Raw genomic sequence first — 26628 nt, 5'->3', positions numbered from 1 at the left:
GACCGGACCTCAGTCGGCGCGGTAACGCATCATCACCACGGTGGCGAAATGTCTCGTCTCGGTCAATCGGAGTCGGAGGCGCTCGTCCAGCGACGGGAACATCGGGGTGCCGCCGCCGAGTACCACCGGCGAGACGAACAACTGGTACTCGTCGATGAGTCCGTGCGGCATCAGTGCGGCCGCGAGCCCCGCACCGCCGACCTCCATGACGCCGTCGCCACCGGCCTTGAGCCTGCGAACCTCCTCGACCGCGTTCTCACGGACCAGGGTGCTGTTCCACTGCACCGCGGTGAGCGTCCGGGAGAACACGACCTTGGGCTTGTTCGTCCAGAGCTCGCCGAACTCCCGCTGGATGGGCGACGCGTCCTCGGCTACGTGCGGCCAGTACTCGGCCATCAGCTCGTAGAGCCGGCGGCCGTGCAACGAGACCTCGATCTCGCGGTAGCGGTCGTTGTGGAACTGGTGCAGTTCCTCGTCCGGGTCGGTCCAGTCGATGCGCCCGCCGCGATCGTTGATGTAGCCGTCCAGAGATACGGTGAACCCATAGATCAGTTTCCTCATGACTGGGTAGACCTCCCCCACGACCGAAATTCATCGGTGCTCCCCCTCGGCGCGCGCTCCACACACTCCCCGGCCCAGGACAGGAACTGTGCGACAGCGGAATCCGGGAGCGACAAGTTCTGTGCGCGCGGACGCTCGAAGCTGCGCAGCGCTCGATCGACGAGTGGCCCGAACCGCGGCTCCGCCCTCGCGATCCGGTGCGCGGCGCCACGCTTGGCGAACCATCGCCCGGTCCGGCAGAACACGATCGCGCGGCACCCGTTGAGCACCTGGTTGTCGGCCAGATGGCCGGCGCCGGTGGCATGTTCACGAACCGACGCCCGCACCGCGGCGAGCTGGTCCGCGAATACCGGCGCCGCCACGACCTCGCGTACCGGGCGACCGTAGAGCAGCTTTCCCGATTGGCAGGCGACACCGCGATCGATCACGTACCAGAACGCCGGGGACCGCGCCGAGTCGAAGCTCGCCTTGTGGGGCAGCAGCGGGCCGGTGTTCAGATCGAGGCGGTAACCGGCCCGATCGCAGCGACGACCGATCACGTCGGCGTCGTACAACACCAGTTCCAGCCCCGCCGCGGGACACTCGAGATCGGTCAGGACCTCGGCCAGCCGTAGCACCGCCGCATCCGGCAGTGCGGGATCGACGACCACCGTCACGTCGATGTCGCTGCGCGCACGTCGATAGTCGCCCAGTGCCAGCGAACCCACCGCGAAAACGCTCACCACCCGCACTCCGCACACGCTCCGGACGCGACGGACCAGCTCCTGCAGATAGGGGCGCAGTTCCACCGGAAAGGACTGCGACTCGACGAGCGGGACAGTCATCACCACAGCCTGCCACCCGCACCGCGAACGGCCCGATCCGCCTCCAGCGCTCCGAGCAGCACGACGAGACCACCGGGAATCGCGCACCGGCGTGACCACCGCACCCGCTACCGTGGCCCAGACAACCACTCGCTCACCACCCGGAGGCACCGATGACCGGCGGACCATCATCCATCGAGCTCGAGACATTGACCGAGGCCGGCGATGTGCGGGCGGCCGGTGAGATCTTCCGCACGGCGATGGTCGGGGTGCCGCCGTTGCCGGGTGATGCCGGCGGGCTGGTCGAGCCCGGGCGCACGCTCGGGGCGCGGCTCGGCGACCGGTTGGTCGGCGCCGCCGATTCCTACACCAGCTGGCTGGTCGTTCCCGGCGGGCAGCGCGTTTCGCACGCGGCGGTGACGCATGTCGGGGTGCTGCCGACGCACACGCGCCGCGGGGTGGTGAGTGCGTTGTTGCGGCGCCAGCTCGCCGATATCGCCGAGCGCGGTGAGGTGGTCGCCAGTCTGCGTGCCACCCAGGGCGGGATCTACGAGCGGTTCGGTTACGGCGTCGCGGGGGCCTACGCGACGCTGGAACTGGATCGCCGGGATGCGCGGTTGCGCGACACCGTCGCGCCGGGCGGGCCGGTGCGCTACGTCGATTCCGCGGACCGCTGGGAAACGCTCGCGAAAATCTATGCGGCCGCGGATATTTCGTGGAGCGGCGCGATCGACCGGCCACCGTACTGGTGGCGGTTCCAGGAGCTGGTGGCCGGAGACACGGGCTGGACCGTGGTGCACGGCGAACCCGGCGCCGAGGACGGATTCCTGCGTTACCGCCCCCATGACGGTGCGGGATGGCCGCGCAATCCGCAACGCACGGTCGTCGTCGACGACTGGGTGGCCACGACACCGGCGGCCTATCGCGGACTGCTGCGGCACCTGCTCGCCCACGACATCGTCGACCGGATCGTGATCACCTTCGCACCGGTCGACAGCCCGCTGCGACATCTGCTCACCGATGAGCGGGCGGTCACCGTCGCCGGCGTGCACGACGAGACCTGGCTGCGCCTCGTCGACGTGCCGGCGGCCCTGGCGCGGCGCGAGTACCGCGACGGTCCGCCCGTGGTGGTCGCTGTGACCGACGACCTCCTGCCCGCCAACACCGGTTCCTATCGCATCGCGGCCGATGCGGTCACTCGTGTCGACACACCCGCCGATCTCACCGCCGATGTGGCCACACTCGCCGCGGTCTACCTCGGCGGTTCCAGCTGGCAGCACCTCGCCCTGGGCGGACGGGTGATCGAAAACCGCAGCGGCGCAATCCGGGACGCGGACGCGTTGTTCACAACCACCTCGGCCCCGTTCGCCGGAACGTACTTCTGAGCCGGCGGGACGTGGTCGGCACCCGCTCGACCACCGAAGGTGACCCGATCGCGACGGTGCGCCATCGAACCCGCTCGGACCCGGACGACAGAATCGCCGGGAATCTATCGCCGGTCGGCCGGAATTCCGCAGGACACACTGTGATTCATCGCCTGCGGAAATTCGGCGCGAGCCGGCCCGGTCCGAATTCGGCGCGATACTTCGCCGATGAGCGCCGAATTCCTCTGGTATATCCCCAATCAGGTCACACCGGGTCACCGGGGCGATACCGTCGTCGCCGATCACAACAGTCTGGACACCCTCGCCGAGCAGGCGAACTCGCTCGAGGAACTCGGGTGGAAGGGGGCGCTGATCGGCACCGGGTGGGGCCGGCCGGATACGGTCACGGTCGCGACGGCGCTGGCCGCGCGGACCGAGACGTTCGAGCCGCTCATCGCCGCCCGGCCCGGATACTGGCGGCCCGCGCATTTCGCCTCCGCGCTGGCCACTCTCGACCATCTGTCCGGTGGCAGGGTCCGGATCAACATCGTGTCGGGAAAGGACGATCTCGCGGCCTATGGCGAGGCCGAGGAGGAGCAGGCGGCGCGCTACGGGCGCACCGAGGAATTCATTCGCCTGGTCCGGCGGTTGTGGACCGAGGAGAACGTGACTCATCACGGCCCGCATTACCGGGTGGACGATTCGACGGTGCTGCCGCGTATCGCCGCCCGTGCGGACCGGCCGCATCCGCGATTCTATTTCGGCGGAGCGTCGGCGGCCGCGGAGCGCGTTTCGGCGGCCGTGGCCGATGTGCAGTTGTTCTGGGGTGAACCACTGGCCGACGTCGCCGAGCGCATCGAACGGCTGCGGACGCTCATCGCGACGCGCGGCCGCGAACTGCCGCCGCTGGAATTCGGGCTACGCGTCACCACCGTCGTCCGCGACACCACCGAACAGGCATGGGCCGATGCCGAGGCACGGGTCGCGGAGATGGCGAAAGGCCGTGGGGTGGACTCGTCATCGCGGCGCCCGACCGCGGTCGGGCAGCAACGGCTCCACGATCTGGCCGCGCGCGGCGATGTGCTCGACGACAATCTCTACACCGCGCCGGGCCGGGTGGGCGGTGGCGGCGCGGGAACCACGTGGCTGGTCGGTTCGGCACCGGAGGTTGCCCGGTCGCTGCGCAAATACCAGGACCTCGGCATCACCCATTTCGTCCTGTCCGATACCCCGTATCTGCGTGAAATCCACCGCCAGGGTGAGCAATTGCTCCCACTGCTGCGCTGACGGCATGGTGCGGCGGGCGGGATGTGGTGATCGGCGAGGTGATCACCACACTCCTGGAGAAGCGGGCGCCGGCCGTGGCCGTCGGAATCGCCTGCCGCATCGGGCCGGGTGTGCGTGGTGACCACAGTGGACGACCGCGCGGGGGAATTCATTGCTGTTCCGTTGCTCCACTTGATTGTTCAGAAGACGATCAGCGCGGCTCACGGAAGAGAATGCGGGCCCCATTGATATCGTGAGGTGAGTAGTAGGGCCTGTATGAGGAGGCACCGGTGTCCATGGTTCGGCGGTTCTGGATCGAATTCGATCGAAACCGAGGATCCGTTCTCTGGTGGGGCCCGCCGTATGCCGGTGTGACCGGCTTCGACGAGAAGGACTGCTTGGCGATGGTGGCGGATCTGCTCCCAGCCGATGCGGAGTTGCCTCCGGTGCTTCGCATCACGGCCGACGTCTCACTGGCCGGGAAACTTCCGGGGAATCCGTGGGCTCTCGGCGTCTCGGTGTGGCGAGGTGTCTGGTACCCGCCGATGAACCTTCGGACCGGGCCGAACATGTACCCCCATGGCCACAGCCTCGCCGTCAATCCCTCCTACCGGCCGACCGCGGCCGGGGAGAATGTACACACGGGCGACTCCTGATCACACGACGTGGACCGGGTGTTCACGACGCCAGGCGCAGCGGCCGGGCGTTCCAGCGATGCCTGCCGATACGTCACCGCGACCTGCCGGAACGGTGATCCGGTCGGCTCCGCGCAGAATATCCGCCCCCTACTCGCGCACCCGTTCCCGCCAATCCGGCCCCGGCGGCCACCCGATCGGCGATGCCCCTGGATCAGCTCTCGTCGTAGCGCAGATCGCGATACAGGCACACGAGACCGAGCGCGGTGACGGCGGCGGCGAAGACGGTCGTGAGGATGACGCGGACGCTCGGCTGCACCTCGTACAACAGGGCGTAGCCCAGTCCCAGGATGACCGGCGTCCCGGCCATCATCCAGAAGAAGATCCGGCCGCAGAAGCGGGCGAGTCCGTCCCACCAGCCGAATGCTCCCCACAGCAGCAGCCCCAGACCGAAATATCCCAGCAGTACCCATAGCAGCAGCGTGCCACCCGAATCCGGTGCGAACCATTGGGTTCGGTCGCCGACGGCGATGCCGACCATGGCGCCGTGCCAGGATCGCACCGTCGCGGGCTGTCCCTCGCGCGCTCGGTCGTAGAGATCCTCGGCGACGTCCCGGGACCGGTCGGCACCGTCGGCCGCACGCCAGGTGATCGAGTAGTGGGTCGTCCGGGTCTGCGACACACCGCCCTGGCTGTCGGTGGAGGCGGACGTGGTGACATAGGTGCGCTTGTTCGTCACCGAGACCGTCTCACCGTCGAGGCAGTTCCCGCCGGATCGCTGACAGTGCACGGCCTCGTGATAGAGCCGGGTCTGATGGTAGGGACCGGCGGCACCGGCGATCGCACCGGCGAGCACGGCCAGTCCGATCGGGAGAGCCAGCCGGCGCACGAGCCTCCACGCGGGTGCACGACGCAACTCCCGGATCGCGTCGCGCCGGTTCACGCCGGGCCGTTCGATCGGCATTCGCAGTTCCCCCTCCGCCTCGGCCGTCGGGCACTGCCGCGCAAGAACGTGCCCGACACGCGCCGAACGGACGTTTTACCATAGCTGAATGGGTTCTCGTGCAGTGCATTTCGTCGGCAGTTTTCCGGCCGAGGACACCGAGACAGCGATGCGGGCGATGCTGGCGGTTCACGGCTGCCGGCTCCGGACGCTGCCGACCGGTGAGACCCGGCGCTACGAGCTGTATGTGGTCCCCATCCTCGACGATCTGGTCGCACAGGGACAGCTCGAGCTCGTCCGCCCGGGGCAGTGGGAATCGCTGACCGATCGCGCGATCTACCGGGTGCCGCGTGGCGTCGAATTCCGGGGTGCGGACATCGATCTCGGGTACGCGGCCGAAGCCGAGGAGGCCTGGCCCGTCTTCGAGCGCCTGCGCGCGGAGCACGGCGACCCCGCCCTCGCACTGCAGCTCGGCATGCCCACCGATCTCAGCCTCGCGGTCGTCGCACTGGGAGTGAAGGGAGCCCTCGCGCACCGCAAGGCGTTCCGGGACGCCACCATTCGCGACATCACCGCGATCCGTGACCTGGCCGGTGACGATGTGGTGATCCAGCTGGAGGCCACCGCCGAACTGGTGCTGACGGCCCTGGGCGGACCGCTGCGCCGGGTGGTCGAGCGCGCGTTCCGGCTCGGCGCGAGCATCGCGGATCTGGCCGCGGCCACTCCCCCGGGCACCCGAATCGGCGTCCATCTGTGCCTGGGCAGCCTGCGCAACAAGGCTGCCACCGGTCCGGATACCCGAGCCATCGTGGAATTGTCGAATTCCCTTGTGCGCCATTGGCCCGCCGATCGACCGCTGGAGTATGTGCACGCGCCGTTCGCCGCGGGCGACAAGCCGCCGCGCACCAGGCCCGCCCACTACCGACGGCTGTCCGGATTGGCACTGCCGCCGCACACCCGGTTCCATGCCGGTCTGGTGCACGATGCGCCGACCATCGAACAGCAGCGGGCGACGCTGGACCAGATCGAAACCGCGCTCGGCCGGGAGGTCGACGGGGTCGCCGCCGCGTGCGGACTCGGCCGGCACTCCCGGCCGGTGGCCGACCGGCTCTGCACCCGCAGCGCCGAACTCGCCGGACGGTGATCGGGCTCCCCGCACCGCGCGGCCGCCGCCGGATCGCCTCGACGGACTTCGGGGCCTCCCAGAATGCGCGATGGTAATATAATTCTCGAGTTTGAGAATGTTATTCGCGCGAGGGGTTCGATGGACGACACACCGCACGCCGGACCCGATTCGCCCGGGCCACCCTGGAACCAGGCCGAGCTGATCCGGCTCATGGATGTCCGACCGGAGGGCGCTGGACATTACCTCGCCCCCGCACACGGTCCGTCGATCCGCAATGTCGTCGAGGCGGGGCAGATGCTCGGCGGCGCGGTCGTCGCGGCGGCCAAGGAGGTCGCACACCAGCGGGTGGTGTCGGCGTCGATGATCTTCTCCCGCGTCGCCGCCCACGACGCGCCGCTGGATGTCGACGTGGACGTGCTGCGCGCCGGACGCACCTTCGGCACGGCCCAGGTGCGGGTGCGTCAGCACGATGCGCTGTGCTGTGCCGGCATCGTGCTGCTCGACGCCGGGGCGCCGGATCTGGTCCGCTCGGCGGCATCGATGCCGCACGTCGATCCACCGGAGCGGGCGAGCGCCCTCGATACCCCGGGGTCGGTGGTGGACGGCCGGGACATGCGCGTGGTCGGTGACGCGTACACCCCGGACCCCGGCCACATCGGCCCACCGGAGCTGTTCGTCTGGACCCGATACCGGGACGCTCCGGCATCGGGCCCACTGCACCAGGCGCTGCTGTCGCAGTCGATCGGGCACTGGACGGTGGCCGCGGCACTGCGGCCGCACGCGGGCTTCGGCCAGGCGATGGCACACTCGGCGATCTCGACCGGAATCACGATGGCCACCATCACCTTTCACGACGAGGCCGATGTGTCGCAGTGGTTGTTGTACAGCACCCGTGTCGTCTACACCGGACGCGGACACGCCCAGAGCGAGGGGCAGGTGCACGCCGCCGACGGCCGGCTGATGGCCTCCTACACTGTGCATGCGATGGTGCGGGGGTTCCGGCGGTCCGGCACCGCGGCCCGCGCGCACAGCGATACCGTTCTCTGACCTGCCCCGAGATATCGGAGGAATCCCCATGGAACCGTCCGGCTTCACACAGTGGCCCGACTATCGCGTCGATGTCCAGCGGATCCGCAATCTCGTCCGGATCACCGTGGGCGAGCGCGTCCTCGCCGAGACGACGGCGAGTCTGCTCGTCGCCGAACAGGACCACGGAATCGTGTTCTACGTACCCACCGCCGATGTGCGCTTCGATCTGCTCGTCGGCGACGATCACACCTCGCGCTGCCCGTTCAAGGGCCAGGCGCGCTATTGGCGGGCGAGCGACGGCACCGAGCCGATCGCCTGGGAGTACCACGATCCGTATCCGGAGGTCGCGTTGATCCGCGACCACATCGGCTTCTACCAGGACCGGGTGCATCTCGAGGTCGGTGTGGCGAATCCGCCGGTCAGCGGGCGGGAGCAGCGCGCCCGGAGTTAGAGGATCGCCACCGGAGCGACCGGGGTCCCGGTCGCTCCGACGAACGGCTCCGGCATCGCCGAGAGCAGGAATTCGTAGCGGCCCTCCGCGGCGCAGATCCGGGACAGCTCCTCGAGATTCCAGTTCTGTCCCTGCAGCATGCCCATCTCGACCAGATGCAGGGCGTGGACCACCAGCCACAGATCGTCGATCTCGGGCGGGCAGATCTCGAAGGTGAGGGTGTCGTTCGCGACCGCGGCGACATCGCGCGCGTGGAACCATTCCGGGCAGCGCAGCGACAGTCCGGGTGACGGCAGGCCGTACCCCTCGCGGTCACCGGCCAGATACAGGCCCATCTGCCCGGTCCGCACGAGCACCACGTCCCCGGCCCGCACCCGCACGCCCGCCAGCTCCTCGGCGGCTTCGAGATCCTCCGGTGAGACGGCGTGATCACCGGCCAGCCGGTCGACTCCCCGGGCCCGTGCCACATCCAGGAGTATCCCGCGCGAGACGATGTGGGGCACCTTGTCGATGCCCGCGAACTCCGCACCGCGATGCGCGGTGATCGACTCGGCGCGACGGCCGTTGTAGATGCGACCGCTGTGCGAGACATGCGGGAGCGCATCCCAGTGGGTGCCCGCCTGCAGACCCATGGTGACCGAATCATCGCTGGTGGCAACGAATCCCGGCCCGAAAAGCTCCCAGTTCACCGCGACCATGGTGTGCAGTGGATTCACCCGGCCGCGCACCATACCGGTCTGCACTCCGCGCTGTTTCAGTGGCAGTGCCAGCCCGATCCGCCGCCCGGTGCGTACGGTCGTGACGGCGGCGCGTACCACCTCGTCGGTGATGAGATTGAGCGTCCCGATCTCGTCCTCGGCGCCCCAGCGGCCCCAGTTGTTCACGCGCGCGGCGATTTCGTTGAACACAGACAGGTCCGCCATACCCGGCAAGTTACCGCCAGTTCTCGTCCTTGGCCACCGCCGGTCCCACCGATCGGAAAGCGGACCGCGTATCCGGGATAATCGACGGTGATCCCGGCCGAGAACATCACGCACGTCTCTGATCATCAGGGAGCCGACATGGAGAATCTGACCGCGGAACGCCGTCACCACCGGGCCGAGCGAGCCGGCACGATCGGCGCGGAACTCAGCGCGCGCGACATCATCGCGGTGGCGGTGACCTGGGTCGACACCAGTGGTATCACGCGAGTCAAAGCCGTTCCGGTGCAGCGGTTCCCGCATGCCGCGGCATGGGGTGTCGGCGCCGCGCCGGTCTTCGACGCCTTCCTGCTCGACGACTCCATCCTCACCGAGCATTTCGCCGGCGGTCCCACCGGGGACCTGCGGCTGTATCCGGACCTCGATCGCGTGACCGTACTGGCCGCACTACCGGGCTGGGCCTGGGCTCCCGCCGACCGCTACACACAGAGCGGCACCGCCCATCCCCGCGATTCCCGGCTGTTGCTGCGCCGTCTCGTCGACGAATTCGGTGTCGACGGCTGGACCCTGCGCACCGCGATCGAGTTCGAATGGAATGTGTCGCGGCCCGATCCCGGCGACCCCGACCGCTTCCGCCCCGCCACGACGGCACCCGCCTACGGCATGGCCCGGCTCGGTGAGCTGTCCGGTTATCTACGTGATGTGGTGTCGCTGCTGCGCGACAGCGGTGTCGCCGTCGAGCAGATCCATCCGGAATACGAGCAGGGCCAATTCGAATTGTCGGTCGCGGCGAGTGATCCGGTGCGGACGGCCGACACCGCGGTGCTGGTGCGCGAGGTCATCCGGGCGGCCGGGACCGCCCACGGGCTGCGCAGCGTGTTCGGCCCGATGGCCGCCGCCGATGTCGTCGGCAACGGCGGCCACATCCACCTCAGCCTGTGGCGCGAGGGGGTCAACCAGATGTCCGGCGGTTCCGGGCCGTTCGGCATCACCACCGCGGGTCAGGGTTTCGCCGCGGGAGTCCTGGAGCATCTTCCGGCGCTGCTGGCCCTGGGCTGTCCCTCGGTGGCGAGCTATCTGCGGCTACGGCCCAGTGCCTGGGCGGGCGCCTACCGATGCTGGGGGCTGGAGAACCGGGAGGCCGCACTGCGTTACATCAGCGGCAGTGTGGGCGAACACGAACACGCCGGCAATATCGAGGTGAAGGCGTTCGATTCCGCGGCCAACCCCTACCTCGCGCTGGCGGGACTGCTCGCGGCCGGGCGCGCGGGCATCCACGGCGAAGCCGTCCTGCCCGAACCCGTCGCCGGTGATCCGGACCGGCTGGCCCCCGAGACCCGGGCGGCGCGAGGCATCGACCCGCTGCCGGGCTCCCTCGCCGACGCCGTGGCCGCCTTCGAGTCAGACGCCGTACTCGGCGCCGCCCTCGGTGCCGAACTCGTCGACACCATCGCCGCCGTCCGGCGTGGCGAGATCGCGCTGTTCGCCGACGCCACCCCCGAACAGATCACCGCCGCGTCCCGCTGGCGATACTGAACCCGGGGGCTGCCGGGTCGGCCTGGCCCCGGCTATCGCCGTACCGCGATCGTCGCCGGGTCGGGGCCGGGCGCACCGTCGAGCCGCGCGGCGAGCCGGCGATTGGTGACCCTCAACTGCCGGGCCGTCGAGGCGGCCAGCGACCGCAGCTGGACCGGGCCGATCCGTCCGCAGACATGATCCCAGTGCAGTGCGACATGATCACCCACACGCAGTCCCTCGATATCGGGGCGCCCGGCGTATCCGGTGACATCCAGTGCGCGAGCAGAATTCGGCGACAGGATCAACCGGCGGCCGTCCCACCGCAGCCGCCGGGCACACACGGTCAACTCCCCCGGTGTCCGGTCGCACACCCGCGCCCACGTGATCCGGCAACTGTCCAGGATCCGCACGGGCTGTTCGGCCGGACCGCGCCCCAGCAACCAGGACCAGGGATACACACCGAAGACGTGGAAGCCGTGGTTCGCGCACGCCTCGTCGCTCAGTGCCGGAGTGAGATGATGCCAATAGCCCTGGGCGAGCGGGCCGATCAGTGCCAGCAGCTCCGACAGGAACGCGTCCGGGTCGAGCCGGGCGCCGAGACCGCCACCGAGCCAATATGATTCGACGAGTCGCCGGTCCAGCGGATCGGCCACACCGGTCATCGCGGCCATGATCCGCAGATACGGCCAGGCACCCGAGAATTCCCGGGCGGCGGCACGGATCTCGGATTCGGTGCCCGTGGCCAAGGCCGTGGTGTCGGCCGGACCGCAGTAGCCCAGCGCGTTGGGAGCGTGGGCGTACCGCGCGAACATCTCGACCCCGGCACTCGTCCCGGTCACGGCGGCGCCTCCGAATTCGCCGCGGGACTCAGGCCCGCCCGCCAGCGTCGTTCCACATCGCCGTATCGCCACACCGCGACCGCCACCGCCCAGGTGCCGACGAACAACGCGACGATGATGAAGCCCATCGACCCCAGATCGAGGTTCCCGATCCAGGCCAGCGGCCCGGCGGCGATGTCGAGCTTGTCGGCCAGAATCGAGATGATCTCCTGGGCTCCGATCAGCAGCGCCACCGTCACCGACAGTCCCGTCACCACGACGTTGTAGTAGATCTTGCGGACCGGTTCGGCGAAGGCCCAGCCGTAGGCGTAGTTCATGTACGCGCCGTCGAGCGAATCGAACAGCGACATCCCCGCGGAGAACAGCACCGGCAGCACGATGACCGCGTACCACGGCAGATCGGTGGCCGCGGCGCCACCGGCGAGGACGAGCAGGCCGACCTCGGTGACGGTGTCGAATCCGAGGCCGAACAGCACCCCGACCGGATACATCTGCCACGGCGCGCGCACCGCCCGCAGCAGCGGTCCCAGGAATCGGTTCAGCGCACCACGGGAATCCAGCTGCCGTTCCAGCGCCCGCTCGTCGTATTCGCCGTGGCGCATGCGGCGCAGCACCCGCCAGATACCCACCAGCGACACCAGATTGAGCAAGCCGATGAGGATCAGGAAGGTACCCGACACCCCGGTCCCGAACACGCCGGTCCAGCGCTGCAGGCCAGAATCCGGATCTTCCACGCCGGCCGACAGGGCCCGGACCCCGAGCGCGACCAAGGCCACGATGGCGAACACGACGGTGGAATGTCCCAGCGAGAACCAGAATCCGACCGACATCGGTTTCTTGTTCTCCGCCACCAGTTTCCGGGTGGTGTTGTCGATCGCGGCGATGTGGTCGGCGTCGAAGGCGTGCCGCATGCCCAGGGTGTAGGCGGTGGCGCCCAGGCCCACGCCGAAGGCCGCGCCCTGCACGGTGTATCCGCCCGGCGCGACGAGCAGGATCAGCACACCCCAGCCGATCAGATGCAGTGCGGCGACGGCCGCGACCATCGAGACCACGCTGCGGCGCTGGCCCCGATCCCACTGTGACCACGGGCGCCGGATTCTGGCGGTGGCTGTTCCGATCCGCAGCATGGTCGATCCTCGTGGTCGGGCACCCGGCGATCCCGTGCCGGGGCGCGTCTTCGGCCGATCCGCCGCCCGCTCAGCAGATTCGCGGCAGTTGCTCACCGGCGGGCAGATCCACCACGCGGGTGCCGCCCAGCGCGGTACGAGCCACCACCATGCCCGGATGATCGGCGACACAGACGCCGATGGCCTGCGCGTGCGCACCCAGCGGATGGGCCCGCATCGCCGCCAGCACCCGGTCCGCGTCCTCCGGTGCGACGAACGCCACCGCCTTTCCCTCGTTGGCGACATACAGCGGGTCCAGTCCGAGCAGACCACACGCGTCGCGGACGGCATCGGGGATGGGCAACTTCCGTTCATCCACGGTAACACCGACTTTCGCGAGTTTCGCGATCTCGTTCAGGGTCGCCGCGACGCCGCCGCGGGTGGGGTCGCGCAGGGTGTGCAGATCGGCGCCGGTGGCCAGCGCGGCCGCGACGAGGCCGTTGAGTGGCGCGGTGTCGCTGCGCACGGTGGTGCCGAATTCCAGGCCCGCCCGGCAGCTCATCACCGCCACCCCGTGCACGCCGATATCGCCGCTCATCAGTACCACGTCGCCGGGCCGGGCGCGGTCCGGGCGGATGTCGACGCCCTCGTCGACCACGCCGATTCCGGCGGTGTTGATGAAGATCCCGTCCCCGTGCCCGGAGTCGACCACCTTGGTATCGCCGGTCACCAGCTTCACTCCGGCAGCCGTCGCCGCGGCGCCGACCGCCTGGGCGACCCGGCCGATCTCGGCGAGTTCGGTGCCCTCTTCGAGAATGAACGCCGTCGACAGCACCAGCGGCCGGGCACCAGCCATCGCCAGATCGTTGACCGTGCCGTTGACCGCCAGCTCCCCGATCGAACCACCGGGAAAGACGATCGGCTTCACCACATAGGAATCGGTCGAGAACGCCAGCCGGGTTCCGCCCACACCCACCACCGCGGCATCGCCCATATTCGCCTCGGCGGCCGCGCCGAACGCGGGCAGGAACAGGTGCTCGATCAGTTCGCCCGACATCGCGCCGCCACCGCCGTGGGCCATCACGATGGTGGGCGAATCCCGAAGCGGCAGCGGGCAGACCCAGCCACTGGGATCGATGTTCGGTGTGGCCGGCGGGGTCTCGGTGTCCTCAAGCATGGGCCACCTCCGGCGGCTGTTCCAGGCGGCGGTACAGGTAGTAGGCCGCACAGGCGCCCTCGGAGGAGACCATGGTGGCGCCCAGCGGATTGCGCGGCGTGCACTGCGTACCGAAAGCCGCGCACTCGTTGGGCTTGATCAATCCCTGCAGCACCTCACCGGAGCGGCAGATCGAGGATTCGGCGGTGTGCAGATCCCCGACCGAGAACCGGTGTTCGGCGTCGTAGTCGCGGTAACGCTCCGACAACCGCCAACCGCTGCGCGGTATGACACCGATCCCGCGCCAGCCGCGATCGGCCACCTCGAAGACGTCCTCGAGCATCGCCTTGGCCGCCGGGTTGCCCTCGGCGGGAACCGCTCGCGGATAAGCGTTCTCGACCTCGTAGGCGCCGTGCTCCAGCTGGGTGACCGTGCGCCGGATGCCCTCGAGGATGTCCAGCGGCTCGAAACCGGTGACGACCATCGGTACCCGGTACTTCTGCGCCAGCGGCGGATATTCACCGGTGCCCATGACCGAGCACACGTGCCCGGCGGCCAGGAAGCCCTGCACCCGGCAGTCGGGCGACTCCATGATCGCCGCGATGGCCGGTGGTACCAGCACATGGGAGACCAGCAGCGAGAAGTTCGTGATTCCCAGGCGCTGGGCCTGATAGACCGTCATCGCGTTGGCCGGAGCGGTGGTTTCGAATCCGATGCCGAAGAACACCACCTGTTTGTCCGGATTCTCCCTGGCGATGTCGAGCGCGTCCAACGGTGAATACACCACCCGCACGTCACCACCCTCGCTCTTGACCCGGAACAGGTCCTTGTCGCTGCCGGGCACCCGCAGCATGTCGCCGAACGAGCAGAAGACCACACCCGGACGGGCGGCGATCTCGAGCGCCTTGTCGATCAGTTCCAGCGGGGTCACGCACACCGGGCAGCCGGGGCCGTGGATCATCTCGATCTGCTCGGGAAGCAGTTGATCGATACCGTGCCGGATGATCGAATGCGTCTGTCCGCCACATACTTCCATGATCGACCAGCGCCGGGTGGTGGTGGCGCGGATACGCTCCAGCAGCCGTTGCGCCAGGTCCGGATTGCTGAATTCGTCCAGATATTTCATCGCTGCACCTCGCTGTCGCCGGTGACGGTCGGATCGGGCAGCCCGGATTGGCGGGCGGCGATGGCGAACCCGTCGCCGAACTCCTCGTTCAGCACTCCGAGATGTTCGAATTCGGCGAGTGTGCGCAGGGCCGATTCCTCGTCGAGCCGCTGAATCGCGAACCCGACGTGGACGACCACGTAGTCACCGACCGCCGCATCCGGAATGTATTGCAGGCAGACATCTTTGCGGACGCCACCGAAATCCACGACCGACATCAGGGTGCCGTCGCGTTCGTAGAGGTCGAGCACCTTCCCCGGTACCGCCAGGCACATGGAATTCTCCTTTCATTCCGCCCCGGCAGCCAGCAGCTGCCCGAATGCCAGGCCGCCGTCGTTGGGCGGCAGCCGATGATGGGTGATGACGCGAAATCCGGCCTCGCGCAACGCCGCGCGCGCCGACGAGAGCAGCAGCGCGTTCTGGAAGACCCCGCCCGACAGCGCCACCGTCGAGCCCGGCTCGGCGAAGCGCGACGCCAGCTCGAGGATCAGGCTCGCCACCGCGGCATGGAAGCGAGCGCCCACCACCGCCGCGCCCACACCGGCGGTGACATCGGCGACGACCGCGGCCAGTAGCGCCCCGGGATCGATGATGGTCGCGGGATCTGCTGCGGCCGAGTCGGATTCGCCGATCTCGAACCGATAGGGCCGCGGTCCGGGATCGACACCTCGAGACAGCCCTTCCAGTTCGATCGCGGCCTGCGCCTCGAAGTCCACCACCTGCCGCACATCGGCCAGCGAGGCCACCGCGTCGAACAATCTGCCCATACTGGAGGTCGGGGCACAGCCGAGCCCGGTGCCGAATTGATGGCGCAGCACCCCGCGCTCGATCTCCGGGCAGGCCGCCACCGACGGGATCGATTCCGGCCAGCCGAGTCCGGCGGCGTACAGGTGCGACAGCGCCATCCGGTACGGCCGGTGCACGCTGGTGTCGCCACCGGCCAGCGGGACATATTTCAGATGGGCGAGGCGGCGGAAACCCTTGTATCCGGCGGCGAGCACCTCGCCGCCCCAGATGGCGCCGTCGTGCCCGAAACCCGTACCATCGAAGGCGATTCCGGTGACCGTGGCACTGTCGGGCAGTCCGTGCTCGCCCATCACCGCGGCGATGTGCGCGTGGTGGTGCTGTACCGTCCGCACCGGGCGGCCCGCCGCGTTGCGCCGGGCCCATGCCGTCGACCGATACCCCGGATGCGCGTCGGCGGCCAGCCGCAGTGGTCGCACACCGGTCAGCTGCTCGAGGTGGCGTTCGGCGGCATCGAAGGCGCGCAGTGTTGCCACATCGTCCATGTCCCCGATGTGCTGACTCAGCCACGCGTAGCGGCCCTCGGCGACCGCGCAGGTGTTCTTCACGTCCGCGCCGACGGCGACGGTGGCCTCGGCGGCGACCGGCATCGTCAGCGGCAGTGGCGCATAGCCACGCGAGCGCCGGATCGGCAGTTCGGCGTCGTCGACGAGCCGGACCACCGAGTCGTCGCAGGGCACCAGGATCCGGCGATCGTGCCAGAGCCTGCCGTCGGCCAGGTCCGCCAGGCGCAGCGCGGCGTCGTCGTCCTCGTAACAGATCGGCTCACCACCGAGATTCGCCGAGGTCATCACGAGGGTGGCCGGGCCGGGCGGATCACCCGGCAGGCCGAACAGCAGCAGATGCAATGGCGTATACGCCAGCAGCACACCGAGATCCGGGTTACCGGGAGCGACCGAGGCGGCCACCGCGCGCTCGCCGCGTGGCAGCAGCACGATCGGCCGCTGCGGACCGCTCAGCAGGGTCTGCGCCGCGGTGTCCACCCGCGCGATCGCCCGGGCGCCGGCCAGGTCGGCGACCATCACCGCGAACGGTTTGGCACCGCGCCGCTTGCGGCGGCGCAGTCGCGCGACCGCGGTCTCGTCGGCGCCGTCGCAGGCCAGATGGTAGCCGCCGATTCCCTTGATCGCCAGAATTCCGCCCTCGCGCAACAGCTTTCGCGCTGCCGGGAGCGGATCACCGGTGCCCGGGCCGGTATAGCTCAGGACCGGGCCGCAGTCCGGGCAGGCGATGGGCTGGGCGTGGAAGCGCCGGTCGGTGGGATCACCGTATTCGCGGGCGCAGCGCTCGCACATCGCGAAATCGGCCATCGAGGTCTGCGCGCGGTCGTAGGGCAGCGCGGCGATGATGGTGAACCGCGGCCCGCAATTGGTGCAGTTGACGAACGGATGCCGATACCGCCGGTCGGCCGGATCCCGAAGCTCACGAACACAATCCACACACACCGCCACATCCGGTGAGGCGAAGGTACGGCCCGCTCCGCGGGTGGTGCCGGCGATGCGGAATCCGGTGCCGCCGCGCGGTGGCAGGTCGGCTCGTTCGACGGATTCGATCACCGCCAGCGGCGGCGGGCGCTGGCGCAGGCGCTCGGCGAATTCGGCCAGTGCCGCAGGCGCGCCCTCCACATCGATGGTGACCCCGGCACTGTCGTTGGCGACACTGCCGGTCAGCGCCAGTTCGGCCGCGGTGGTGTAGACGAAGGGGCGAAATCCCACCCCCTGCACCACCCCGCGCACCAGTAGCCGGCACCGGCCGCGCTCGCCGCTCACGGCCCCTCACCCCGGCCCAGCAGCCGCAGTCCCGCCATCGCCTCGCGCGCACCCGCCTCGTCGGTGCGCTCGACGGCCAGTCCCATGTGGATGATCACCCAGTCCCCCGGCTGTACCGGATCCTCCTCCAGCAGCCCGATATTCACCTTCCGCTTCTCGCCCGATACGTCGACGAGGGCGAGCTGACCGCCGTAGCCGTCCAGAATTTCGACGACCCGGCCGGGAATTCCCAGGCACATGGTCACACCTCCGTCCGCTGTGCCAGCAGTCCGGCGACCACCCGGCCCACCGCGTCCACGGCCGGTGCCACCGCCGCGGCCACCGGCTCCGACAGGCCGATGCCCTCCTCGGTCGAGGCCACCCGGCAGCCGACGACGACGGTCGGCGGCGGTAGCGCTCCGAGCGCCCGCACACCGGCGAACACCGTGGCCGGATCCATGCCGTGGGCATCGAGCTCGGCTGGACGGTCCGGGTCCGGTTCGGCGCGCACGATCTCGAGGCGGCCGGGCATGCCGGTGTCCGGGAGCGCGTCGACCAGGACCAGGGCGTCCCAGGGGTCGAGCAGGTCGTAGGCCAGATGCATACCGCGGATGCCGTAGTCGACGATGCGCACACCTGGATCCGGGTGCGGTGGCATCGCCCGCACCACTTCCGATCCGAAGCCGTCGTCGCCGAGGAAGATGTTGCCGATACCGGCGACGAGTACTCGGCCGGTCATCGCGGATCGGCCGTTCGCGGTGTGCCGCGGATGGTCACATCCGCCGCATTCGCAGGTACCGGCTGATGTCCGGGATCGAGCGCACGCCGACGACCGCCGCCACCACCACGGCCACGGCGACGACCGCCACTGCCACCATTCCGACGATCTCCATGAGAGGTCCCTCCTTTCCCGCTGGGCTGTCGCGGATGTCGCTGTTCAGTTGTCCGGCCCGTCGAGCGGTTCCAGCTCGTCGGGATCGAAATACAGGTAGCGCCCGTAGGACTCGTGCAGATCGGCGCCGGGATCGTCGGTGATGACGACACCGACGTGGGTGCGGCCGTCCACATCGGCGTGCACCGAGGTGACGCGGGCGTCGCGGCCGTCGAAGAACATGTCGTGGATGTCGGCGCGACGGGACGGGTGCAGCCGCACCCGGCTGCCCTTGCGCACCAGCGTTCCCGCGGTGGCGACGCCGTCGGAGTCGGGGCGCACCGCACCGTCGGCCTGCGGATCCCACCAGTCCATGCCGAACGGGATCTCCGGAATCGGATGCGCGGCACCGTCGTTCGGATCGCGCAGGACGCCGTGCAGCCGGGCCATGTCGTCGGCGGTCATGGCCTCGCAGCGGTCCACGATGCGGGCGGCGCGGGCATCGGTGGCGCGGGCGGCGGCCTTCTCCGCATCGGTCATGGTCAGCACGCGCAGGGTGAGGATCTCGTCGATCTCGGTCGAGTCGTAGAGCGGTTCCTGGCTCTGCTCGGCGATCTGCGGATGGTCGTACAGGATGATCGGCGACAGCAGCATCAGGCTGTGGTCACCGGGTGGTCCGGCCAGCACCGGGAAACAGCGGTGCTGGGTGCAGTGATCGACCGCCGATGCCGCCTCCGGTGGCGGCTCGAGCAGCGAAATGAACTCCCCGCCTTCGATTTCGGCGATCACGTGTGCGCCGATCAGCGAGCGGGCGATGGCGTCGCGTGCATCGGTGGCTGGTGCGCCGGTGTTGCGCACCGTCACCGTCAGGCGCGAATATCCGCCGTCGCGATCGACGCCCAGTTCGCACTCGCCGCTCAGCGCCGCCCGGGTGCGCACCACCGTCGCGCCGGAACCCAGCGGTTCGGTCTCGGTGGCGGCCGGAACGCGCAACGGCACCGTGGTCGCCTCGGGGGCGATCGGGCCGATCGAGATCTCCTGCTCGACCGCCTCGTCCCACGCGTGCAGCGACCGCGTCCCCATCGTGAGCTGCTCGGTCTCGGCCCCACTCTCGTCCCGCAGCCCGCGGTGCTGCAGTTGCAGGAAGCGCACCGCGATCCGCAGCACCGCATCGGCTCCGGCGCCGATCGGGAACTGGCCGCGCAGGGATGCTTCCTCTCCCATCCCCGCCGCGGCCGCTCCCGCGGGGCCCAGGACCCCGAACTGCCACCGCGATCGGTTCTTCGCGGCATCGGCGCGATACGGATAGAGCAGGTAGCCCTCGTAGAGCACGGCATCGGCGACCGCCCGGGCCCGTGCCCGGCCGGGATGCGGGGCGGTGGTCACGACGGCTCCGGTGCGGTCGCGAGCAGCCGGGTGACGGCCTCGTCGAATCCGAGCAGGCCGTGCCCGGATTTGAACGCCGCCAGTGCCGTGAGGGTGTCCTGATTCAGCCGCACCCAGCCCGCGTGCGGGAAGTGCGCCGCCATCAGCTCCCGCCACACCGATACCGGCATCCGGTAGGAGTCGTCGCGGTCCCACGGGATCTGCTGAATGGCGAATCCGTTGCTGCCACGAATGAAGACGGTGCCGCTGAACAGGAAGACCAGCGGTATCACGCCGTCGCGCAGGGCGTGCAGGTACTTCGATCCGGCGACCTCGAAATCGTAGGTGCACGACATCGGCAGATCCACCTCCGCGCCGCCGATGAATCCGGGAACCGTTGTCGCGCAATGCATCCACAGGAAGGGGCGCTGGGTATCGGACCACCGCTCACGCGGGCCGAACAGATCGAGCAGACCGGCCGCCTCCTCGTCGGTGTACTCACGGCGGTGCGGTTCGATGCGCACCTGTGCCCGCAGCGCGATGGCGTGCACCGGTTCGTCGCCGACCGAGGCGATGCCGACGCGCGCGGACAGGATCGGGGTCACCGCATACGGCTCGGGCCGTACGTCCAGGACGGCGAATGTCGTGGAGTATGCCGGACTCATCCGGTGCCCCCAGCCACCGCACCCGCGCGCGCCGATACCGTGGCGAAGAACTCCTCGACATAGTCGCGCACCTCGGCACCACCGTCGAAACCACGCCACAGCAACCGGATTCGGCCCACGAATTCGTAGCACGCGTCGATCGGCAGCAGCAGGCACCGCGCCGCCGCGGCGTCTCGGTCGGGTACGCGGACGAGCAATGCCTCCACATCCTCGGTGAGGGTATCCAGGCCCGGGTGCCGGTCCAGGATCGACTGCCAGTGCTCGAGGGAGAGTTCGGATTCGATGGCGCCGGCCGGGCCCGGATAGAACGCGACCGTCCGACCCACCGCCGAACTGCGGAACAGGAACACCAGACCTACCGGGAACTCGAGCGCATCCCATTCCCCCTGACTGAGGGTGAACTCCGGGATACTCGTATAGCGTTGCGGCACAGCACGATAGCGCAGCGCGGCCTGCTGATCGGTGAACAGCAGATAGCAACCCCGGCAGACGCACATCAACTGCCGGGCCTCGACGTCGACGACGTGCTGATGCTGTTCGGCGATGGACTCCGCGCACATCTCGCACCGCTCGCCCGGTGGTGCGGGCGGACGGCGATCGGCGGCCAGGCGGCGCAGTGTGCGGGCGGTGTCGGTCATCCGCTCACCCCCGCCGGAACGGCGACCGACAACTGCCCGTCACGAACGAGCACGGGCAGCGGCTCGAGATGCCCGTCGCCGTCGATCCGGGCGCCCGCGTGCACGACGTCGTAGTGGGCGTGACAGGAGGGACATCGCAGCACCGGGTCGCCGCGGCCCACTCCCCGGTGGAGGACGGCGCCGGCCATCGAGCGCGCGCAGGACGGGCAGTGGTCGCGGTAGACGTAGAGTTCCCGGTCGACCCGGCAGGCCAGCACCGTGGCCCCGGCCACCTCGAATCCGCCCACCTCACCGGCCGCGAGTCCGTCGAGTTCAGGGACCGCGACCCAGCTGCCGGCCGGACGGACTCGATCGAACAGCGAATCCGGCTCGATCACCGCGGTCTGCGCATCGGCCTGCGCCGCCACGACCTCGATCGTCTCGATCTCGGGCGCCGCCGCGCGCACGGCATCCTCCACCGCCAGTTCCAGGGTCACCGAGGACGACGGACAGCTGCGGCAACTCCCGGTGAGCTCCAGATGCACCACGGCGCCGGTCACATCGAGCAGCCGCACATCACCGCCGTGCGATCCCAGATACGGCCGCACCGAATCCAGTGCGGTCGCCACCCGGGTAGCCACGTCATCGGGATGCAGGCCGTGGACCAGCAGCAAGCTGGCGATCAGATCATCGCCCAGCAGGCGGCGCACGGTGTCGTGGTCGAGCTGTCCGATGATCCGGTGCAGACCGGCACCGTAGAGGTCGACCACTTCACCGACGAGTTGTTCGGCACGCTCGCGCGCGGCCACACCACCGGCGGCCATGGCATCGAGCAGCGTGTCGATACGATCACCGGCGCCACGCCACCGCTGCTCGTCCACCGCGATGTGGCCGGTCTCGGAGTGTTCGGGCACCGCCGTACCGCCTCCTCTCCGCGTTCCGGGCCGAGCGGCCCGCCGCCCTATTCGGCGGTCAGCGTCTGGGTCGGTGAATGCACCGTCTCCAGGGTTCTGCCCTTGCCGAGGTACATGTGCACGCCGCACGGCAGGCACGGATCGAAACTGCGCACCGTGCGCATGATGTCGATGCCCTTGAAGTGCTCGCGATCGTTCTCCTCGAAGATCGGCTGCCCCTGCACCGCGTCCTCATAGGGCCCGGGCGTGCCGAAGCTGTCGCGCGGGTTCGCGTTCCACGGCGTCGGCGGGTAGGGGTGGTAGTTGGCGATCTTGCCGTCACGGATCACCATGTGATGGGACAGCACGCCACGAACGGCTTCGGTGAAGCCACAGCCGATTCCGCTGTCGGGCACCTCGAACTTCTCCCAGGTCTTGGTGCGCCCCGCCCGGATCTCGGCGAGCGCCTGCTCGGCGAAATGCAGGGCACAGGCCGCGGCATAGGCCTGGAAATAGGTACGCGCACGATCGCGCTCGATGGTGTTGCTGCCGTGGACGGGGATCTTCCATTCCAGTTCCACCGGTGGTTTCAGGGCGGTCTTGGGCAGATTGATCTGCACGCTGTGCCCCGTCGCCTTCACATAGCCGACATCGACCAGTCCGGCCAGGGCAGTGGACCACAGTCGAGCCAGCGGCCCGCCGCCGGTGTCGAGCGCCAGATGGTTCTCGCCGTCGAACCAGCGCGGCGACATCACCCAGCTGTACTTGTCGTCCAATTCCCGCTTCTGCGGTTTCGGATTGGTGTGCTGATTCCAGGGATGGCGCCGGTCCACCGGATTGCCCAGCGGATCCTGGGTGACGAACATCTCCTGATCGGTCCAGTCCTCGTAATACGAACTGCCCAAAAGGATCCGGATGCCGAGGTTGATGTCCACCAGTGAGGTCGTGACCAGCTTCCCGTCGACGACGATGCCCGGTGTCACGAACATCGCGCGGCCCCACTGCTCCATGTCCTTGTAGTCGAAATTGCAGACCTCGGGATCCTGGAACGAACCCCAGCACCCCAGCAGGGTGCGGCGCAGGCCGACGTTCTCGTACCCGGGGACGGCCTCGTAGAAGAAGTCGAACAGATCGTCGTGCATCGGCACGACCTTCTTCATGAATTCCACATAGCGCATCAACCGGCTGGTGTAGTCGGTCATCAGCTGCACCGTCGCGACCGTGCCGATACCGCCGGGATACAGCGTCGAGGGATGGACGTGGCGCCCTTCCATCAGGCAGAACATCTCGCGGGTGTACCGGCTCACCTGCAGGGCCTCGCGGTAGAACTCACCGGTGAACGGATTGAGCGCCCGCATGATGTCGGCGATGGTGTGATAGCCGTGGGCGTCGGCATGCGGTGCGGAGGTCTTCTCCGCCTGCGCCAGCACACCCGGATTGGTTTCCGACACCATCTTCTCGCAGAAGTCCACGCCGACCAGATTCTCCTGGAAGATGTTGTGGTCGAACATGTATTCCGCGGCCTCGCCGAGATTGACCAGCCACTCGCCCAGATGCGGCGGTTTCACCCCGTAGGCCATGTTCTGCGTGTAGCAGGAGCAGGTGGCGTGATTGTCACCGCAGATACCGCAGATCCGGCTGGTGATGAAATGCGCGTCGCGCGGATCCTTACCGCGCATGAATATCGAATAGCCGCGGAAGATGGACGAGGTGCTGTGGCATTCGACCACTTCGCGATTCTCGAAGTCGATCTTGGTGTAGATACCGAGGCTGCCGACGATCCGGGTGATCGGGTCCCACGCCATTTCGACGAGTGAATCCGGGTCGACTTTCTTGTGTGACGGCTCCGGGATGATCTGTGTCATCGAGCGACCCTCCTACCAGGTGCGTGTCGCGCCCGTATCCAATGTCGCGCTCTTGTGCCGCCAGTGCGGCTCCTTGTCCACGGTGCGGCCGGTGATGTGGCGCAGACTGCGAATCACCGAGCCGTACAGACCTGATGCCGTCGAGGACAGCTTGCCGCCGGGCGGCTCGTCCATGAACGGCATGAATTTGTCCGGGAATCCCGGCATGGTGCACCCGATGCAGATACCGCCCACATTCGGGCAGCCGCCCACGCCGTTGATCCAACCGCGCTTGGGCACATTGCATTTCACCACCGGGCCCCAGCATCCCAGCTTGACGATGCACTTGGCCGAACCGTATTCGTCGGCGAAGTCACCCTCCTCGTAATAGCCCGCGCGGTCGCAGCCCTCGTGCACGGTCGCACCGAAGAGCCATTTGGGGCGCAGCGCATCGTCGAGCGGAATCATCGGCGCCTGACCGGTCGCCATATAGAGCAGATAGGTCAGCGTTTCCGACAGATTGTCCGGCTGAATCGGGCAGCCGGGGACGCAGACGATGGGGATGTCGGCCTTGGACTTCCAGTCCCAGCCCAGATAATCCGGTACGCCCATCGCGCCGGTGGGATTGCCGGCCATCGCGTGGATACCGCCGTAGGTGGCGCAGGTACCCACCGCGACGACCGCGGTCGCCTTGGGCGCCAGCCGGTCCAGCCATTCGCTGGTGGTCATCGGCTGATCGGTATCCGGATTGTTGCCGAATCCGCACCAGTATCCCTCGGTGTGCAATGTCTCGTTCGGAATCGAACCCTCGACGACCAGGACGAACGGCTCGAGTTCGCCACGGTCGGCTTTGAAGAACCATTCGAGGAAGTCGTCGGCTCCCCCGCTCGGGCCGCATTCGAAGTCGATGAGCGGCCAATGTACGGCGATCTTGGGCAGACCCGGCAGGGCTCCGAGCGCGATCTCCTCGACACTGGGCTGGGTGGCGGCAGTCAACGCCACCGAATCGCCGTCACAACTGAGGCCGGCGTTGATCCACAGGACGTGTATCAGCGTTTCCTCGGCCCGAACTGCTTCCTGAGTGGGCATGAGCTTGCCGCCTTCCCGAACCGGGCGGGGGCTGGCCGATCCGGCTCGAAGCCGTCACGATCTGTGATACAGACCACATCAGTTTAGGCCGGTCGGTTTGTTGCGACAACAGCTGTTGACGCCTCATTCGATCGGTACTGCTCCCCCAGCCACCGGTACCAGTCCGCCATACCCGCGCCCGTCGTCGCCGAGACCGGCAGAATCGTCACGCCGGGATTGACCGAGCGCGCATATTCCGAACACCGGTCCAGATCGAAATCGACATACGGCAGCAGATCCACCTTGTTGATCAGCACCAGGCCCGCCGCGGCGAACATGTGCGGATATTTCAGCGGTTTGTCGGTCCCCTCGGTCACCGAGATGATGACGGCCTTCGCACGCTCACCGAGGTCGAACAATGCCGGGCACACCAGGTTGCCGACATTCTCGATGAAGACCACCGACCCGGCCGGCGGGTCCAGCGTATCGAGCGCCTGCCGGACCATCTGGGCGTCCAGATGACATCCGGCACCGGTATTGATCTGCACCACCCGGGCTCCCGTGGCCCGGATCCGGTCCGCGTCGAGCAGGGTCTCCTGATCACCCTCGATGACCGCGATCGGGATGTCGGGGACCTCGCGAACGGTCCGTTCGAGCAGGGTGGTCTTCCCCGCGCCCGGCGAGCTGGTCACGTTCAGCGCCACGATGTTCCGGGTGGCCAGCCACTGCCGATTGCGTTGTGCCAGTTCGTCGTTCTTGGCCAGCACCTTCTCCTCCAGGGTGACCGTATCGGTCACCGGAGGATGACTGTGCTCGTGCCCGCCATCATGGGCGTGTGCATCGGGCCCGTGGTCGTGACCGTGCTGATGGTCGCCGGCATGCTCGTGATCGGAGTGGTCGTGCCCGTGATCGTGCGGGACTGTGATCACGGCCGCGCCGTCTCCGCCGCATCCGCAGGTTGCGCACATGGATCACTCACCTCCATCGAACGGATTCGAAGTTCCCGGCCCGCGACGACCTCGACATCGGCGCTGCCACATCCGCACAGCAGGATCGGGTCGCGCAGGATGAAATCGGCGCCGCAGCGATGGCATCGCGCCCGGCCCGGCACCGGCTCCATCAGCAGCTCGGCCCCCTCGGCCACCGTCCCCTCGGCCGCCAGGCCGAAGCAGAAACGCAGGGCATCCGGGACCACCGCGCACAGATCCCCCACCGCGACGGTCACACTGTGTACTCGCCGACCGGACGCGCTGCGCTCTATTCCGCCGATGATCGCTTCCGCGACCGCCAACTCGTGCATGCGATATCTCGATTCATCCGTCAGCCGGGATCATCGATCGCCATGTCACGATCAACCATACTCGCGCACCGGGCATCCACCCGGCACACCGTGCAACCATGCCGATGCGGACATCACCGCGGCGACACGATCAACGCGGTCCCCCGGTCGAGGGACCGTACGGCGTACAGCGCCGACGATGCTGTGCGGCGACAAGCCGAGCCGCACCGCCGCCGCGAACCGGATCATCGTTCCCGCCGCCCGTCGCCACCATGTGCCGCGGTCACCGGAACCCGGTTCGGACTGTGTCGGTGACGTCGTTGCTTTCATCCGTCCCAGCCACGCCGAACTTTCAACTTTCTACGTTGTCATCAGCGTATGGACCCGCCGGGCCGCACACCTGAGTAGAGCGCTACTCGAATTCCGCGGGCATCTCCCGCGATTCGCTGCGTAGGCACCGTCGCCGTGCCGCCGCGCGCCACGCGCCGCCTGCGGATGCCGATGTGTGGCCGTGCCGAGGATTGCGCACGGACCCAACCTTTTCCGCTCGTATCGGGTTGTCACAGGTGAGGATCGGTCACAGCGTCCGGTT

At 68.4% G+C, this 26628-nt stretch carries 27 protein-coding genes; 7 read left to right on the top strand and 20 right to left on the bottom strand.

Features of this window, described 5'->3' with window-relative positions:
• Positions 1 to 9: 9 nt before the first annotated feature.
• Together AB0L57_RS30780 and AB0L57_RS30775 are read right to left on the bottom strand one after the other, a co-directional pair.
• Positions 10 to 561 (bottom strand): dihydrofolate reductase family protein, encoded by a 552-nt coding sequence (locus tag AB0L57_RS30780; RefSeq protein WP_364969673.1) that lies wholly within the window; start codon positions 559 to 561, stop codon positions 10 to 12.
• Positions 558 to 1385: a nucleotidyltransferase domain-containing protein gene (locus tag AB0L57_RS30775; RefSeq protein WP_364969670.1), complete on the bottom strand. Its 828-nt coding sequence runs from the start codon at positions 1383 to 1385 to the stop codon at positions 558 to 560. Before AB0L57_RS30775 ends, AB0L57_RS30780 begins: the two co-directional genes overlap by 4 nt.
• 239 nt (positions 1386 to 1624) lie before the next feature.
• Here AB0L57_RS30775 and AB0L57_RS30770 point away from each other — a divergent pair, with 239 nt between their 5' ends.
• From AB0L57_RS30770 to AB0L57_RS30760, 3 genes are all read left to right on the top strand, one after another.
• Entirely contained in the window at positions 1625 to 2749 is a 1125-nt protein-coding gene (locus tag AB0L57_RS30770; protein ID WP_364969731.1) for a GNAT family N-acetyltransferase, read from the top strand.
• A gap of 207 nt (positions 2750 to 2956) precedes the next feature.
• Entirely contained in the window at positions 2957 to 4015 is a 1059-nt protein-coding gene (locus AB0L57_RS30765) for an LLM class flavin-dependent oxidoreductase (protein ID WP_364969667.1), read from the top strand.
• Between the two features lie 269 nt (positions 4016 to 4284).
• Positions 4285 to 4650 (top strand): hypothetical protein, encoded by a 366-nt coding sequence (locus AB0L57_RS30760; protein ID WP_364969664.1) that lies wholly within the window; start codon positions 4285 to 4287, stop codon positions 4648 to 4650.
• A gap of 193 nt (positions 4651 to 4843) precedes the next feature.
• On the opposite strand, the gene AB0L57_RS30755 is transcribed toward AB0L57_RS30760, so the two are convergent.
• On the bottom strand, positions 4844 to 5593 hold the full coding sequence (locus tag AB0L57_RS30755; RefSeq protein ID WP_364969661.1) for a hypothetical protein: 750 nt from the start codon (positions 5591 to 5593) through the stop codon (positions 4844 to 4846).
• 88 nt (positions 5594 to 5681) lie between these two features.
• Here AB0L57_RS30755 and AB0L57_RS30750 point away from each other — a divergent pair, with 88 nt between their 5' ends.
• The 3 genes from AB0L57_RS30750 to AB0L57_RS30740 all read left to right on the top strand — a co-directional run bounded on the left by AB0L57_RS30750 (position 5682) and on the right by AB0L57_RS30740 (position 8178).
• Positions 5682 to 6716: a hypothetical protein gene (locus AB0L57_RS30750; RefSeq protein ID WP_364969658.1), complete on the top strand. Its 1035-nt coding sequence runs from the start codon at positions 5682 to 5684 to the stop codon at positions 6714 to 6716.
• A 120-nt stretch (positions 6717 to 6836) separates the two neighbouring features.
• Entirely contained in the window at positions 6837 to 7745 is a 909-nt protein-coding gene (locus AB0L57_RS30745; protein ID WP_364969655.1) for an acyl-CoA thioesterase domain-containing protein, read from the top strand.
• Between the two features lie 28 nt (positions 7746 to 7773).
• Positions 7774 to 8178 carry a DUF427 domain-containing protein gene (locus tag AB0L57_RS30740; protein WP_364969652.1) on the top strand — a complete coding sequence of 135 codons (405 nt, stop codon included), beginning with the start codon at positions 7774 to 7776 and terminating at the stop codon, positions 8176 to 8178.
• Here AB0L57_RS30740 and AB0L57_RS30735 read toward each other — a convergent pair.
• The gene (locus AB0L57_RS30735; protein WP_364969649.1) at positions 8175 to 9101 is read right to left on the bottom strand and encodes a cyclase family protein; all 927 of its coding nucleotides are present in this window, start codon (positions 9099 to 9101) and stop codon (positions 8175 to 8177) included. The genes AB0L57_RS30740 and AB0L57_RS30735 overlap by 4 nt on opposite strands.
• Before the next feature lie 138 nt (positions 9102 to 9239).
• Between AB0L57_RS30735 and AB0L57_RS30730 the strand changes: the two genes are divergently transcribed.
• The gene (locus AB0L57_RS30730) at positions 9240 to 10634 is read left to right on the top strand and encodes a glutamine synthetase family protein (RefSeq protein WP_364969646.1); all 1395 of its coding nucleotides are present in this window, start codon (positions 9240 to 9242) and stop codon (positions 10632 to 10634) included.
• A gap of 32 nt (positions 10635 to 10666) precedes the next feature.
• Here the strand turns inward: AB0L57_RS30730 and AB0L57_RS30725 are convergent, their stop codons facing one another.
• From AB0L57_RS30725 to AB0L57_RS30650, 16 genes are all read right to left on the bottom strand, one after another.
• The gene (locus AB0L57_RS30725) at positions 10667 to 11455 is read right to left on the bottom strand and encodes a DUF6390 family protein (protein WP_364969643.1); all 789 of its coding nucleotides are present in this window, start codon (positions 11453 to 11455) and stop codon (positions 10667 to 10669) included.
• Positions 11452 to 12582 carry a HoxN/HupN/NixA family nickel/cobalt transporter gene (locus AB0L57_RS30720; RefSeq protein WP_364969640.1) on the bottom strand — a complete coding sequence of 377 codons (1131 nt, stop codon included), beginning with the start codon at positions 12580 to 12582 and terminating at the stop codon, positions 11452 to 11454. Before AB0L57_RS30720 ends, AB0L57_RS30725 begins: the two co-directional genes overlap by 4 nt.
• 70 nt (positions 12583 to 12652) lie before the next feature.
• Positions 12653 to 13738 (bottom strand): hydrogenase expression/formation protein HypE, encoded by a 1086-nt coding sequence (gene hypE, locus AB0L57_RS30715; RefSeq protein ID WP_364969637.1) that lies wholly within the window; start codon positions 13736 to 13738, stop codon positions 12653 to 12655.
• The gene (gene hypD, locus AB0L57_RS30710; RefSeq protein WP_364969634.1) at positions 13731 to 14843 is read right to left on the bottom strand and encodes a hydrogenase formation protein HypD; all 1113 of its coding nucleotides are present in this window, start codon (positions 14841 to 14843) and stop codon (positions 13731 to 13733) included. The genes hypE and hypD overlap by 8 nt, the downstream gene beginning before the upstream one ends.
• On the bottom strand, positions 14840 to 15157 hold the full coding sequence (locus AB0L57_RS30705; RefSeq protein ID WP_364969631.1) for a HypC/HybG/HupF family hydrogenase formation chaperone: 318 nt from the start codon (positions 15155 to 15157) through the stop codon (positions 14840 to 14842). Before AB0L57_RS30705 ends, hypD begins: the two co-directional genes overlap by 4 nt.
• Positions 15158 to 15169: 12 nt before the next feature.
• Positions 15170 to 17455: a carbamoyltransferase HypF gene (gene hypF, locus AB0L57_RS30700; RefSeq protein ID WP_364969628.1), complete on the bottom strand. Its 2286-nt coding sequence runs from the start codon at positions 17453 to 17455 to the stop codon at positions 15170 to 15172.
• Positions 17452 to 17694 carry a HypC/HybG/HupF family hydrogenase formation chaperone gene (locus AB0L57_RS30695; protein WP_025349267.1) on the bottom strand — a complete coding sequence of 81 codons (243 nt, stop codon included), beginning with the start codon at positions 17692 to 17694 and terminating at the stop codon, positions 17452 to 17454. Before AB0L57_RS30695 ends, hypF begins: the two co-directional genes overlap by 4 nt.
• A 2-nt stretch (positions 17695 to 17696) precedes the next feature.
• The gene (locus tag AB0L57_RS30690; RefSeq protein WP_364969624.1) at positions 17697 to 18173 is read right to left on the bottom strand and encodes a hydrogenase maturation protease; all 477 of its coding nucleotides are present in this window, start codon (positions 18171 to 18173) and stop codon (positions 17697 to 17699) included.
• Between the two features lie 198 nt (positions 18174 to 18371).
• Positions 18372 to 19691, bottom strand: coding sequence for a hypothetical protein (locus tag AB0L57_RS30685; RefSeq protein WP_364969622.1), 1320 nt, complete (start codon positions 19689 to 19691; stop codon positions 18372 to 18374).
• Positions 19688 to 20335, bottom strand: coding sequence for a DUF6084 family protein (locus AB0L57_RS30680; RefSeq protein WP_364969619.1), 648 nt, complete (start codon positions 20333 to 20335; stop codon positions 19688 to 19690). The genes AB0L57_RS30685 and AB0L57_RS30680 overlap by 4 nt, the downstream gene beginning before the upstream one ends.
• The gene (locus tag AB0L57_RS30675) at positions 20332 to 20973 is read right to left on the bottom strand and encodes a DUF5947 family protein (RefSeq protein ID WP_364969615.1); all 642 of its coding nucleotides are present in this window, start codon (positions 20971 to 20973) and stop codon (positions 20332 to 20334) included. Before AB0L57_RS30675 ends, AB0L57_RS30680 begins: the two co-directional genes overlap by 4 nt.
• A complete protein-coding gene (locus AB0L57_RS30670) occupies positions 20970 to 21776 on the bottom strand; it encodes a NifU family protein (protein WP_364969729.1) in 807 nt (268 codons plus the stop codon). Before AB0L57_RS30670 ends, AB0L57_RS30675 begins: the two co-directional genes overlap by 4 nt.
• A 137-nt stretch (positions 21777 to 21913) precedes the next feature.
• Positions 21914 to 23710: a nickel-dependent hydrogenase large subunit gene (locus AB0L57_RS30665; RefSeq protein ID WP_364969613.1), complete on the bottom strand. Its 1797-nt coding sequence runs from the start codon at positions 23708 to 23710 to the stop codon at positions 21914 to 21916.
• 12 nt (positions 23711 to 23722) lie between these two features.
• On the bottom strand, positions 23723 to 24778 hold the full coding sequence (locus AB0L57_RS30660; RefSeq protein ID WP_364969610.1) for a hydrogenase expression protein HypE: 1056 nt from the start codon (positions 24776 to 24778) through the stop codon (positions 23723 to 23725).
• A gap of 83 nt (positions 24779 to 24861) precedes the next feature.
• The gene (gene hypB, locus AB0L57_RS30655) at positions 24862 to 25725 is read right to left on the bottom strand and encodes a hydrogenase nickel incorporation protein HypB (RefSeq protein ID WP_364969608.1); all 864 of its coding nucleotides are present in this window, start codon (positions 25723 to 25725) and stop codon (positions 24862 to 24864) included.
• A complete protein-coding gene (locus AB0L57_RS30650; RefSeq protein WP_364969605.1) occupies positions 25683 to 26057 on the bottom strand; it encodes a hydrogenase maturation nickel metallochaperone HypA in 375 nt (124 codons plus the stop codon). Before AB0L57_RS30650 ends, hypB begins: the two co-directional genes overlap by 43 nt.
• Positions 26058 to 26628 lie beyond the last annotated feature (571 nt).

The sequence above is a fragment of the Nocardia sp. NPDC052254 genome, from assembly GCF_040679495.1.
In the GTDB taxonomy this organism is placed as follows: domain Bacteria; phylum Actinomycetota; class Actinomycetes; order Mycobacteriales; family Mycobacteriaceae; genus Nocardia.
Note: the sequence above shows the minus strand (reverse complement) of the source record. Positions and strands in the feature narration are given on the sequence as shown.